Below are 12,795 nucleotides of genomic sequence, written 5' to 3' on the forward strand. Positions count from 1 at the left end.
CGTGAAATGTCCCGTATCAGGCGGTTACGCGTTCAATGGCATCGATGAGTTTCGCGGGGTCGAACGGCTTGACGATCCAGCCCGTCGCACCGGCCTGACGGGCGCGGTTCTTTTTCTCAGCGTCGCTTTCGGTCGTCAGGACGAGGATCGGGATCGCACGATACTTTTCGTTGCGACGCACACCCTCGATGAAGCCGAAACCATCCAGACGGGGCATGTTGATGTCCGTCACGATAACATCGGGGTTGCTCTGCTCGAGCACTTCGAGACCCTCAATGCCGTCTTCAGCCTGAATGGTTTCGAAACCGGCATTGTTGAGGGTGACCAGGAGCATGTTCCTGATCGTCCGGGAATCATCCACGGTAAGAACTTTTTTCTTCACTTTTGCATCTCCTTGGGGAGCAAATGGTCAATATCGACGCCTATCAGTTTCATCGTCTTGTCGAATGCATCGGACACCCTGGCAAAACCGAAGGGCTTGCCATCCTCTTCCCAGGACTTCGCGCCGGCCATGAGGACCTGGACGCAAAGCGCACCGATACGCTCCACCTCGGACGCGTCTACCGACAAAGGTGCTCCCCTCAGCGTCATCAGCTTGCCGTGCAGGGCCGATGCTTCGTTGAGATCCAGCACCGGTGACAGTTTCAGCGTCGCCTCAGCTGCTTTTCTGGCTGCCATTACATGACTCCCTGACGTCTGAATTGTTGGTAATCCTGGCCGTAATCCGGGCGGTTATCCGCACGGGCCATAAATGAAGCGTCCTGCCGGTCCGCGCCGGACGCCGCTCTCGCCTGCCCCTGACGGGCGATGCGGAATTCGCGGACGGTGCGGCCGAGTTCGAGAATGACGGTTTGAAGCGCGTCGGCCTCGGAGGCGCTTGCGCTGATATCGACGGCGTTCCGGCCTGCCTGCCTTTGCTGCTCGCCAATATCGGCGGCAACCGATTGCAGTGCGCCAGCCTGCTCGGCCGTATGCCGGGAGACTTCCGCGATCATGTCGTTGATGCCCGAGACCTGCCGGACGACGCCGCCGATTGCGTCCTGCGTGCGGTTGACCATGCGCACGCCGTCCTCGACTTGCGTCTTCGTGGTGCCGACGAGACTCTTGATCTCTCTTGCAGCGTCGGCGGAACGCTGGGCGAGCGCCCGGACCTCCTGCGCGACGACCGCGAAACCACGTCCGCTTTCACCCGCCCGCGCCGCCTCGATGCCGGCATTGAGGGCGAGAAGGTTGGTCTGAAAAGCAATCTCGTCAATCGTACCGATGATCCTGCCGATCTGTTCGGCGGATTGTTCGATGTCCGACATGGCGTCAATGGCCTCGCCGATCGCCCGGCCGCTTTCGACCGCCGCCTCACGGGCGCGGGAAACGGCCGTTTCCGTGGCCGATATGCGCGCGCCATTTTCAGCGACGTTTTCGATCATCGTCTGAATGGCGCGGGAGGTTTCAACAAGGGCTTCGGCCTGTTGGCGGGAACGCTCGGCAATCGAGCGGCCCATATCGGCAAACCGCGCGCCCAGCGCCTCGGCCTCGCCGATGCTGCTCTGCGCCTCGATCAGCGATGCGCCAATCGTTTCCAGAGCCGCATTAAAGGACGCCGCAACATCGCGATAGGCTTCCGGCACATCGCCGCCGATACGGGCCTGCAAATCGCCCGCAGCAAAGGCCGTCAGCGCCGTGCCCAGCAACCTCGCCGCTTCCGAGCGGTCATTGTCGCGCTGCTCCGCCAGTTCGCGGCCGTGGCGCAGGCGCAATTCGTTAAAGCGCAGCGAGACGGCGATTTCGGTATCGACCATCACCAGACGGACGACATTCTTGACGGCTTCCGCCAGTTCACGGGTTTTCTTGCGGTTGCCGGGCAGGATAGAGCGCGGCGCATGTTCGGCCACCAGCCCGCCGACGAGATGTTCCAGAACCACCGCATGGCTGGCGATCTGCCAGCGCGGATCGAGCCCCATGCGGCTGGCATTGTCGGAAAGAACCTTCACCCGCTCTGCATAGAGCGCATCGAAACGCGCATCGGTCAGAACGCTCCAGTGCGAGGATTGCAGATCGTGCAGGCGCTCAAGCTGGTTTTCACTTTCGAAAGACGGGGAACAGTCCGGCATGGACTGGAAACGGGTCATCACGTCCCGCAGGCCGGCCTTGACGTAAGGCTCCAGCATGCTGCGATAGCTGCGCAGGAAATCGGACTGTGTCTCGTCGAGGCCGGCAAAACGCAACCGTCCCGCCAGGCTTCCGCCTGCCGATCTGCGCGCTTGATCTGATGGCAAGTCCTGCCCCAACCGACGTCCCCAACAACATGACGGCCGGTGAAACCCGGCCAATTTTGCCAAGGTTCAGAATGCCAGCACCCTAAGGGGATTTTTGAACGCACATACCCATCGCGGACGATGCGGCATCGACGCTTGCCAGACCTTCTTGAACCAAGAAACGAAAATACCGGATCGGCACCGGTACGGCAGTGCGGCGTCATGCCTGGAAGGGGAGAGAACCCCATTCCGCCGTCGAAATACCATCAATCTTTATGGTTAATTCCTTGCTTGAAAGTTAAGAAACAAAGGCGACGGCGTCAAACGGTAAAATTTGTAAAAGCTTTTAGCCAATGGCGCCCTCACTTTGCCGCAAACGCACAAAAACAAAAATGAATCGAACACGGCCGGCGCTTTTTCCCGCACGCGCGCTGGACAAGCATGTCAGGCTTCCCCTAAAACAAATCAACACGATATTCGCTCAACGGTGACGCTTAAAGAGACCTTTACGATCAAGGAGATGCCAACTTGCCACGGATGGAGAAAGGCCGCAGTTCAAGGCGCCATCCGCAAGTGCTGATCGGTATCGTGGTCGCGAGCCTGCTCGTCATGATCGGCTTTCAAGCCCAGGCTGGCGTCAAGACCCTTTCCAAAACCAGCCGCCTTGAGCGATTGCAGAGCGTCGATCCGGGCCGTTCGGTTTCTCTTCGCGAAAAAGCTTGCGATAGCGGCAACGATTTCGGCTGCAGGACCGGCGACGCCGGTTCGGGCCTTCGTTATAGCGAGTTCGCTTCATTCTCCCCAAACCTCAGGGATGACGCCGAAGTCTCGCTCGCTGCTGTTGCCATCGTGCCACAAACTTCCCGAGACTTTGCCAGTGTGGTTCCACGCGCGCCTCCGCATATTATGTACTAGTCATTCCGGCGGTCAGCATCATCAGGTTCATCGCGAACCTTGAGGGATCGGAGGCGTCGGAAACCCGCCGTAGGCTCCCATTCCAGAGAGAAAACCGCCGCCGCATATGACACTTGCAACCATTCTTCCATTCATTGTCGCCTTGCCCTTCATTGGCGCGCTCCTGACGGCTTTCATGCCGCGCGAGGGTGCGGCCGCCGGTCCCGCCGCCGTCGCGGGCGCAGTCGCCCTTTTCGGCCTTGTCAGCAGCATCTTTCTTTATACAAGCGTCAGCGGCGGCGCGGTCCTTAAATATGATGTGGAATGGTTGCCCCAGCTCGGCCTGAACTTTACCCTGCGGCTGGACGGATTTGCCTGGATTTTCACGATGCTGATTACCGGCATCGGCCTGTTGGTGGTGCTCTACGCCCGCTATTACATGTCGGCCGAAGACCCGATCCCGCGCTTCTTCGCCTTCCTGCTCGCCTTCATGGGTTCAATGATTGGCGTGGTGCTCTCCGGCAACGTCATCCTGCTGTCGATCTTCTGGGAAATGACCAGCATCTTTTCGTTCCTGCTGATCGGATACTGGCATCAGAACGCCGGCGCACGCGACGGCGCGCGCATGGCGCTGACCGTGACCGGGATCGGCGGCTTCAGCCTGCTGGCCGGTTTGCTGATCCTCGGGCACATGGCGGGAAGCTATGACCTCGACAAGATCATCGAGGCAGGGGCCACCATCCGCGCCCATTCTCTCTATCTACCGGCGCTTATCCTTATCCTCGGCGGTGCGCTGACCAAGAGCGCACAGTTTCCGTTCCATTTCTGGCTGCCCAACGCCATGGCGGCGCCTACACCCGTTTCCGCCTATCTGCATTCGGCCACCATGGTGAAGGCAGGAGTTTTCCTGCTGGCGCGGTTCTGGCCGGTGCTGGCGGGCACGCCGGAATGGTTCTGGCTGGTGGGTGCGGCCGGCATCATAACCCTGCTGCTCGGCGCCTATTTCGCCATGTTCCAGCAGGATCTGAAGGGACTGCTCGCGTATTCCACCATCAGCCATCTCGGCCTCATCACCACGCTGCTCAGCCTCGGCAGCCCGCTTGCGGCGGTTGCGGCCATCTTCCACATGGTCAACCACGCCACCTTCAAGGCCTCGCTCTTCATGGCGGCCGGCATCATCGACCATGAAACCGGCACCCGCGACATGCGGCGCTTAAGCGGGCTTTACACTTATATGCCGGCGACCGCGACGCTCGCCATGGCAGCGAGCGCAGCCATGGCCGGCGTGCCGCTGTTCAACGGCTTCCTTTCCAAGGAAATGTTCTTTGCCGAAGCCGTCGAAACCCATGCCGACTCGCTCCTGGATCGGGCGCTGCCCTATGTCGCGACGCTGTCGGGCGCATTCGCCGTCGCCTATTCGCTGCGCTTCATCCACACGGTCTTCTTCGGCCCCAAACCCGTCGATCTGCCGAACCCGCATCCGCACGAGCCGCCGCGCTGGATGCGCTTCCCCATCGAATTCCTCGTCTTCGCCTGCCTGATCGTCGGCATCGTTCCGAGCCTCTCCATCGGCCCGTTCCTGCATTCGGCCGTGCTTTCCGTTCTCGGCGCACAAACGCCGGTCTACAGCCTGTCGATCTGGCACGGTTTCAACCTGCCGCTGATCATGAGTATCGCGGCGCTGATCGGCGGCGTTACGATCTATGCCCTGCTCGGCGGTTATTTCTCGCGCTGCGACGACGGTCCGCCGGTCTTCCGGCATTTGCGGGGACAGCGCATCTTCGAGCGCATTCTCGTCACCGTATCCTGGAAATGGGCGCGGTGGCTGGAAAGCACGCTCGGCACGCGGCGTCTGCAGCCGCAGCTCAGGCTTCTCATCCTCGTGGCGCTTCTTGCCGGTTTCTCGCCGCTCTTCCTTTCGGAATTCTCCCTCTCGCTGCCACGCGTCACGACCTTCGATCCGATCTTCGCCATTCTCTGGCTGATCGGCATGATCGCGGCCATGGGTGCGGCCTGGCAGGCGAAATATCATCGCCTCGCCGCCCTCGTCATGCTCGGCGTTTCCGGGCTTGTTACCTGCCTCACCTTCGTGTGGCTTTCCGCGCCGGATCTGGCCATCACCCAGCTGCTGGTGGAAATCGTCACCACGGTTCTCATCCTGCTTGGTCTCAGATGGCTGCCGAAACGCTTCGAGAAAGTCGACAGCAGCAACGAGTTTCCTGCGCAGCTTCGCCGCGCCCGTGACTTCCTGCTGGCGGCCGCAAGCGGCATCGGCATGTCCGTCATCGCCTATGCCGTGATGACGTTGCCCGTGCCGAACGCGATTGCGACCTATTTCCTCGAACGCGCCTATACCGAAGGCGGCGGCACCAATGTCGTCAACGTCATCCTGGTCGATTTCCGCGGCTTCGATACCTTCGGCGAAATCGCGGTTCTGGCCATCGTCGCGCTCACCGTCTTTGCGCTGCTTCGCCGTTTCCGCCCCGCCCATGAAAGTGTCGGCATGCCGGAACAGCAGCAGATGCAGAACGCCTTCGATGCCGAACGGCCGGACCGCAGCAAGGGCGATACGGTCCGAGACTATCTCTATGTGCCTTCGATCGTGATGCAGTGGATGTTCCCGGTCATCATCACCTTCTCGATCTTCCTGTTCATGCGCGGGCACGACCTGCCGGGCGGCGGCTTTGCGGCCGGCATCACCATGGCCATCGGCTTTCTACTGCAATATCTCGCCGGCGGCGCACGGTGGGCGGAGGACCGCATCCGCATCCTGCCGCTGCGCTGGATGGGTTTCGGCCTTTTGATGGCGGCGGCGACGGGTATCGGCTCATGGTATTTCGGCTACCCGTTCCTGACCTCCTATTTCCAGTACACGGAGATACCCTATATCGGCAAAATGCCAACCGCATCCGCCCTGCTGTTCGATCTCGGCGTCTTCTCGCTGGTCGTCGGCTCCGTTGTTCTTATCCTGATAGCACTGGCACACCAATCGTTGCGTAACTACCGCGTTCGCACGCCTGAAGCCGCAAGAGCGGAGGACGTGTAATGGAACTCATTCTCGCCATCGGCATCGGCATCATGACCGGCTCCGGCGTTTGGCTGGTGCTGCGCCCGCGCACCTATCAGGTCATCGTCGGGCTTTCGCTGCTGTCTTACGCCGTCAATCTCTTCATCTTCGGCGTCGGCGGCATCAAGACCAACGCGCCGCCGGTGCTGGTAAATGGCGTCGACAGCTCCACGCTTGCCGACCCCGTGCCTCAGGCGCTGGTGCTGACGGCCATCGTCATCGGTTTCGCCACCACCGCATTGTTCCTCGTCGTGCTGCTTGCCGCCCGCGGCCTCACCGGCACCGACCATGTGGACGGGAGGGAGACGAAATGATGTCTTTCCCTTTCCCCTTCCACATCGTCATCGCGCCCATCCTGCTGCCGCTGATTACCGCGGCCCTTCTGCTGTTCTTCGACGAGCGCCAGCGCGTGGCGAAGGCCGCCATCAGCCTCACCTCTACCGTGCTGTTGCTGGTAGTCGCCATATTGCTGTTCCGCGAAGTGAACTCGACGGTCAATACCGAAATCGCCGCCGTGGTTTCGAGCGGCGTCTATCTGCTCGGCAACTGGCCGGCGCCCTTCGGCATCGTGCTCGTCGCCGACCGTCTTTCAGGCCTGATGGTGCTGCTGACGGCGCTGCTTGCCATTCCCTCCTTGATCTATTCGATGGCGAAGTGGCACAGGTCGGGCGCGCATTTCCATTCGCTGTTCCAGATGATGCTGATGGGTGTCAACGGCGCGTTCCTGACCGGGGACCTGTTCAATCTCTTCGTGTTCTTCGAAGTGATGCTGGCGGCTTCCTATGGCCTGCTGCTGCATGGTTCCGGCCAGCAGCGCGTGAAGGCAGGGCTGCACTACATCGCCATCAACCTCGTGGCCGCCCTGTTCTTCCTGATCGGCGTCAGCCTCATCTATGGCGTGACCGGCACACTGAACATGGGCGACCTCGCCCATCGTATCGAGGGCCTCAACCCCGATCAGCGTATGCTCTTGGAAACCGGCTCTGCCGTCCTCGGCATCGCCTTTCTGGTCAAGGCCGGCATGTGGCCGTTGAATTTCTGGCTGCCCTCCGCCTATGGTGCGGCGTCGGCCCCGGTGGGCGGGCTCTTCGCCATCATGAGCAAGGTCGGGATTTATGTCATCGCCCGCCTGTCCTTTCTGCTCTTCGGGCAGACGGCGGGAGAATCTGCCGGCTTTGGCCATGATGCCCTGCTTGTCGGCGGCATCGCCACCATCATTTTCGGGGCTATCGGCGTTCTGGCGTCGCAGGCGCTGGGGAGGCTTGCCGGTTTTTCGGTCCTCGTCTCGTCAGGAACGCTTCTCGCCGCCATGGGCACCGGCAATCCGACGGTTGCGGCCGGCGCGCTCTATTACATGGTCAGTTCCACCCTCACCATCAGCGCCTTCTTCATGCTGATCGAACTCGTGGAGCGCGGACAGGATGCGGGTGCGAACGTTCTTGCCGTGACCATGGAGGCCTATGGCGAGGGCGAGGAGGAAGAGGAGGAAGAAGAGGTCGGCGTGACCATGCCCGCCACCATGGCGGTGCTCGGCGCGTGTTTTGCCGCCTGCGGTATTCTTCTGGCCGGGCTGCCGCCGCTTTCGGGTTTCATCGCCAAGTTCTCAATGCTGACCGCCATTCTCAACCCTTCGGGCCTTGGCGCCAATGACAGCGTCTCGACGCTTTCCTGGTGGCTGGTCTTCCTGATCGTCTTTGCCGGTTTCGCCTCACTGATCTCGATGACCCGCGCCGGCATCCGCACCTTCTGGGCCTCCATCGAAGGCACCGTGCCGCGCGTGCTCGTCATCGAAATCGCCCCCGTGATGCTGCTGCTCGGCCTGACACTCGCCATGACCGTGCAGGCAGGACCCGTGATGCGATACATGCAGGAAACGGCGCGTATTCTCGACCTGCCGGCGAGCTATATTCAGGGCGTCATTTCCGCACCGCGAGCGGGCACCAATCCGGAGGCGGAGCCATGATGAGCCGTATCCTCCCCTATCCGCTGCTGACCGTTTCGCTGATCTTCTTCTGGTTGACGATCAACAGCTTTTCGCCCGGTCATCTGCTGCTCGGCACCGCCGTGGCGCTCATCGCCTCCTGGGCGATGGCGTCGCTACGGCCCGCCAAGCCGCGCATCCGTAACTGGCACAAGCTCGTGCTGCTGATCCTGATCGTGCTTTACGATATCATCAGGTCCAATATCTCAGTCGTGAAAATCATCCTGTTCAAGCGCGAAAGGGACCGCAAATCCGGCTTCCTGGCTGTGCCGCTCGATATTCGCGACCCGATGGCGCTTGCGGTTTTGGCGACGATCCTGACCTCGACGCCCGGAAGCGCATGGCTTGAATATAATTCCAGCCAGGGCACGCTTCTACTTCACGTTCTCGACGATGTGGACGAGGCCGCCTGGATAAGCCTTATCAAGAACCGTTATGAAAAACTGCTGATGGAGATATTCGAATGAGTTCGATTATCCTTTTCTGGTCCTTTTCGCTGGCGCAGCTGATGCTCGCCATCGCCATGGCGATCTCCGTCTATCGCATCGCCATCGGCCCACGCGCGCAGGACCGGGTGCTGGGCATGGATACGCTCTATGTCAACGCCATGCTGCTTCTCCTGACCTTCGGCCTGCGCACCGGCAATGACATCTACTTCGAGGCATCGCTGCTGATCGCCATCCTCGGCTTCGTCTCCACCGTCGCCCTTTCCAAATTCCTGATGCGCGGCGAGGTGATCGAATGAGCGAGGCGCACGAATTTCCCCTCTGGGCCGCCATTGCCGTGGCCTTCTTCGTGCTGCTCGGCGCCTCGCTGACGCTGATCGGCACCATCGGCTTTGCCAGACTGAACAGCTTCTATGAGCGCCTGCATGCGCCCACACTCGGCACCAGCTGGGGCACCGGCGGCATTGTCATGGCCTCGATTATCTATTTCTCCGTCTCCGGCGACCGCTTCGCCTTCCACGAAATCTTCATCGGCATTTTCATGACGGTGACGACGCCGGTTTCCCTGATGCTGCTGGGGCGGGCTGCGCTTTATCGGGATCGGGCGGAGCAGAATACGGATAATCGGGAGCATTTGTAATTGCACTGATCAGGGCTGTCTTGAAGCAATGACCTTGCGAAAAGTGAGGGAAATCCTTCTGCTTCGGGCGGTTCAAAAAAACGATGCCGGGCGGCAGAAGAGATGGGTCTGCGGCTTCGTCCATTGCAGATTTCTCTTTTCACCGCTTGAGACAATCGAGCTCAGCGTATGACTAAATTGAACCTGTCAAAAGCGTATCAAGGCGAAGCCATAATCGGAGCCGCTGCGCTATAGATGGAACGCGTACCATACAATCAATTCAAAAAAGGAAAATTGAGAAAAATGGTGCCCGGAGGCGGATTTGAACCACCGACACGCGGATTTTCAATCCGCTGCTCTACCAACTGAGCTATCCGGGCACTTCAGGTCCTTGAAGAACCTCCGCTTTTGGCGGGCGGGACTGTTTGGCGCCCCGAAAGTGAGCGGGGTTATAACATCTTGTTCGGACATGGCAAGCGCCCTTGCGAAGTTTTTTGACAGTTTTTTCACGAGGGCTGTGGATGGCTGAAATGTCTGCCCGGCGCAGGCCGGATTGCGGTGGAAAACCCGTTATCGTGCGTGTACCGCGCCGTGCAGCATCCGGCCGCTAGCCGGGTTCGGCAGCAGCCGACCCTCCCCGGCATTGCGGCACCACGGGCAGCAACTAGGCCGTTTCGCTGCGTCGTGCGGCAATTCCAAGCGCGAAAGGCACCACGGCCACCAGCGCCGCCATGACTGGCGAAGAAGCGAAGATGCGGCTGGCAAGCGAGGTGACGGCAACAGAGCGCACCACCGTCATCAGGCGGGAGTTCTCGCGGTCTCGTTCATGGTGCGCCTGTGCGGGCCTGTGGCGGGAATGCTGTGCGACCTCCAGCCGTTGGACATCACGGCGGATCTTGTCGATCTGTTTGCGAAGCTCTTCCAGTTCGGCGCGCAGCGCAGAATCAACGTTATTCTCCGCATGCGTCCTCTTCACCGCGGTTTTTTCCGTCTTTGCTTCCGCGGCTATCGCCTCAGCCTCCTCGTCCAACTCCGCCAGATGGTCGTCGAGGTCCGTGGGTTTGTCGAAACCGTGGGATCGCAGTGGTGCTTTCATCATTGTCTCCTGAGGCGTGCTGAATTGCGGTGACGGGCGTCTTTGCCCTGTCTCGCCTTTTCAACGCCCCAGCTGGGCAAAGGATGCACGGAAAGCGATCGATGCGGGAAATTTGGCTCAAAAAAAACAGGCCCCGGAGGGCCTGTTTTTTGTTCTGTCTTGAAGCCTCAGGCCGCCTTGGCGGCGCTGGCATAGGGATCGAAGCGTCCGTAGAAGGTCTCGCCCTTGGCGGCCATCTCCTTCAGCAGCGGCGTCGGCCTGAAGCGCGGGCCATAGGTCTCGCTAAGCTTTTCCGCGAGCGCCACGAAGGTCTTCACGCCCATGCCGTCGATGTAGGACAGTGCACCACCGGTATAGGGCGCAAAGCCAAAACCGAGGATGGAGCCGACATCAGCCTCACGCGGGTCGGTGACGATGCCCTCTTCCACCGTGCGGGCGGCTTCCAGCGCCACGGTGACGAGGAAGCGCTGTTTCAGCACCTCCATATCCACCGCTTCAGGCTTCTGCTGCGGATAAAGGTCCTTCAGGCCGGGCCAGAGGGATTTTTTGGCGGGCTTTGGCGGATAGTCGTAAAAGCCCTTGGCGTTCTTGCGGCCGAAACGGCCCTCACCTTCCACCAGCGTCTTCACCAGCTCCATATGGCGCGGGTCGACGGCCTTTTCGCCAAGATCGGCGACGGTGGCTTTCAGGATCTTGTAGGAAAGATCTATCGCCACCTCGTCGTTCAGCGCCAGCGGGCCGACCGGCATGCCGGCGAATTTCGCGGCGTTTTCGATCATGGCGGGCGGGACGCCTTCGATCAGCATATCGTAGCTTTCCGCCATGTAACGCAGCACGCAGCGATTGACGAAAAAGCCGCGCGTATCGTTGACGACGATCGGGGTCTTCTTGATCTTCGCGACGTAATCCAGCGCGACGGCGAGCGCCTTGTCACCGGTTTCCTTGCCGAGGATCACTTCCGTCAACATCATCTTCTCGACCGGCGAGAAGAAGTGGATGCCGATGAAATCCGCCGGGCGTTTCGAGTTCTTCGCAAGGCCGGTGATTGGTAAAGTGGAGGTGTTAGAGGCGAAGATCGCGCCTTCGGGCAACACGGCTTCCACAGCCTCGATAACGGCCTTCTTCACATCGCGGTCTTCAAAGACGGCTTCGATGACGAGATCAGCATCGGAGAGCGCCTTGTAATCCGCTGTGGGGGTGACGAGGTCGAGCAGGGCCTTGCCTTCATCCTGCGTCAACTTACCCTTGCCGATGGCGGCCTTGACGCTTTCCTCGCAATGGCCCTTGCCCTTGTCGGCCGCTTCCTGATCGCGATCCACCAGCGTCACGGGAATGCCGGCAGCAGCAGTGACATAAGCCACGGCAGCACCCATGAAGCCCGCGCCGACGACGCCGACCTTTTTGAACTCCGTTTTCGGCTGACCGGCCGGGCGGCGCGCGCCCTTGCCCAGTTCCTGCATGGAAATGAACAGCGAGCGGATCATGCCGAAGGCTTCCTTCGAGCGAAGGATTTCGGTGAAATAACGCTGCTCCACCTTCAGTGCGGTATCAAAAGGCAACTGCAGGCCTTCATAGACGCATTTGAGGATGGCGAGGGCAGCCGGATAATTGCCTGCGCTTTCACGACGCAGGATCGCTGGGGCGGCGGGCCACAGCTGGGCAGCCGCAGGCGTCCAGATGCCGCCGCCGGGGGCCTTGAAGCCCTTCTCATCCCAGGGTGCTACCGGCTTCAGGCCGTCTTTGATCATCTGCTTTGCGGTTGCGACAAGCTGATCAGGTTCGACCACCTGGTGCACCAGCCCCATGGCCTTGGCGCGCGCGCCGGTCAGCGACTGGCCCGTGGTCATCATCTGCAAGGCGGATTGCGCATCCGTCAGGCGCGGCACGCGCTGGGTGCCGCCAGCACCGGGGAAAATGCCGACCTTGACTTCCGGCAGGGCCATCTTGAGGCTCTTGGCGCTGGAGGCGACGCGGCCATGGCAGGCGAGCGAGAGTTCGAAAGCGCCGCCCATGCAGGTGCCGTTGATGGCGGAAACCCAGGGTTTGCCGTTGGTCTCGATCTTGCGGAACAGGCCGGTCATGCGGCCCACCAGCTCGAACAGCTTTGCTGCCGCCTGATCCGGGTTCTTCATCTTCTCGTCATTGTAGAAGGAGAACATCGACTTGATCATCGACAGATCGGCGCCGCCGGAAAAGGTGCTTTTGCCCGACGTGAAGACAACGCCCTTGACGGCGCTATCGGCGACGGTGGCGTCGAGAATGGCGTTCAGCTCGTCCATCACCTCTGACGTGAAGACATTCATGGATTTTTCCGGCATGTCCCAGGTGACGAGGGCAATGCCGTCTGCGTCCGTCTCGATGGTGAAATTGGTGTAAGTGCTCATTTGGGATTCCTCTTCCCTGAATTTCGTTTTGCCGGACTTCCCGATCCCTCATTCCT

12 protein-coding genes and 1 tRNA gene are annotated in these 12,795 nt (G+C 60.5%); 7 read left to right on the forward strand and 6 right to left on the reverse strand.

Annotated features, from left to right (window positions below):
- Positions 1–16: 16 nt before the first annotated feature.
- From cheY1 to AGR1_RS11040, 3 genes are read right to left on the reverse strand one after another with little or no spacing between them, the layout of a single operon-like run.
- On the reverse strand, positions 17–382 hold the full coding sequence (gene cheY1 / locus AGR1_RS11030; RefSeq protein ID WP_003493773.1) for a chemotaxis response regulator CheY1: 366 nt from the start codon (positions 380–382) through the stop codon (positions 17–19).
- Positions 379–678 (reverse strand): STAS domain-containing protein, encoded by a 300-nt coding sequence (locus tag AGR1_RS11035; protein WP_077985403.1) that lies wholly within the window; start codon positions 676–678, stop codon positions 379–381. The genes cheY1 and AGR1_RS11035 overlap by 4 nt, the downstream gene beginning before the upstream one ends.
- A complete protein-coding gene (locus AGR1_RS11040; protein WP_348640585.1) occupies positions 678–2,336 on the reverse strand; it encodes a globin-coupled sensor protein in 1,659 nt (552 codons plus the stop codon). Before AGR1_RS11040 ends, AGR1_RS11035 begins: the two co-directional genes overlap by 1 nt.
- Before the next feature lie 453 nt (positions 2,337–2,789).
- Between AGR1_RS11040 and AGR1_RS11045 the strand changes: the two genes are divergently transcribed.
- The 7 genes from AGR1_RS11045 (at position 2,790) to mnhG (ending at position 9,280) form a co-directional block, all read left to right on the forward strand.
- On the forward strand, positions 2,790–3,167 hold the full coding sequence (locus AGR1_RS11045) for a hypothetical protein (protein WP_149146918.1): 378 nt from the start codon (positions 2,790–2,792) through the stop codon (positions 3,165–3,167).
- 106 nt (positions 3,168–3,273) lie between these two features.
- Positions 3,274–6,192 carry a monovalent cation/H+ antiporter subunit A gene (locus AGR1_RS11050; RefSeq protein ID WP_149146919.1) on the forward strand — a complete coding sequence of 973 codons (2,919 nt, stop codon included), beginning with the start codon at positions 3,274–3,276 and terminating at the stop codon, positions 6,190–6,192.
- Positions 6,192–6,527 (forward strand): Na+/H+ antiporter subunit C, encoded by a 336-nt coding sequence (locus AGR1_RS11055; RefSeq protein ID WP_020810384.1) that lies wholly within the window; start codon positions 6,192–6,194, stop codon positions 6,525–6,527. The genes AGR1_RS11050 and AGR1_RS11055 overlap by 1 nt, the downstream gene beginning before the upstream one ends.
- Complete coding sequence (locus tag AGR1_RS11060) at positions 6,524–8,176, forward strand: monovalent cation/H+ antiporter subunit D (protein WP_149146920.1); 1,653 nt, start codon at positions 6,524–6,526, stop codon at positions 8,174–8,176. Before AGR1_RS11055 ends, AGR1_RS11060 begins: the two co-directional genes overlap by 4 nt.
- Positions 8,173–8,661: a Na+/H+ antiporter subunit E gene (locus tag AGR1_RS11065; protein ID WP_187772116.1), complete on the forward strand. Its 489-nt coding sequence runs from the start codon at positions 8,173–8,175 to the stop codon at positions 8,659–8,661. Before AGR1_RS11060 ends, AGR1_RS11065 begins: the two co-directional genes overlap by 4 nt.
- A complete protein-coding gene (locus AGR1_RS11070) occupies positions 8,658–8,939 on the forward strand; it encodes a K+/H+ antiporter subunit F (protein WP_077985397.1) in 282 nt (93 codons plus the stop codon). The genes AGR1_RS11065 and AGR1_RS11070 overlap by 4 nt, the downstream gene beginning before the upstream one ends.
- The gene (mnhG, locus tag AGR1_RS11075) at positions 8,936–9,280 is read left to right on the forward strand and encodes a monovalent cation/H(+) antiporter subunit G (protein ID WP_003522773.1); all 345 of its coding nucleotides are present in this window, start codon (positions 8,936–8,938) and stop codon (positions 9,278–9,280) included. The genes AGR1_RS11070 and mnhG overlap by 4 nt, the downstream gene beginning before the upstream one ends.
- 283 nt (positions 9,281–9,563) lie before the next feature.
- Here the strand turns inward: mnhG and AGR1_RS11080 are convergent.
- The 3 genes from AGR1_RS11080 to AGR1_RS11095 all read right to left on the reverse strand — a co-directional run bounded on the left by AGR1_RS11080 (position 9,564) and on the right by AGR1_RS11095 (position 12,739).
- Positions 9,564–9,639: transfer RNA gene (locus tag AGR1_RS11080), tRNA-Phe, on the reverse strand.
- Between the two features lie 284 nt (positions 9,640–9,923).
- Positions 9,924–10,355, reverse strand: a complete 432-nt coding sequence (locus AGR1_RS11090) for a hypothetical protein (protein ID WP_149146921.1) — start codon at positions 10,353–10,355, stop codon at positions 9,924–9,926.
- A 167-nt stretch (positions 10,356–10,522) separates the two neighbouring features.
- Positions 10,523–12,739: a 3-hydroxyacyl-CoA dehydrogenase NAD-binding domain-containing protein gene (locus AGR1_RS11095; protein ID WP_149146922.1), complete on the reverse strand. Its 2,217-nt coding sequence runs from the start codon at positions 12,737–12,739 to the stop codon at positions 10,523–10,525.
- Positions 12,740–12,795: the final 56 nt, after the last annotated feature.

It is taken from the genome of Agrobacterium sp. B1(2019), assembly GCF_008274755.1.
In the GTDB taxonomy this organism is placed as follows: Bacteria; Pseudomonadota; Alphaproteobacteria; order Rhizobiales; family Rhizobiaceae; genus Agrobacterium; species Agrobacterium salinitolerans.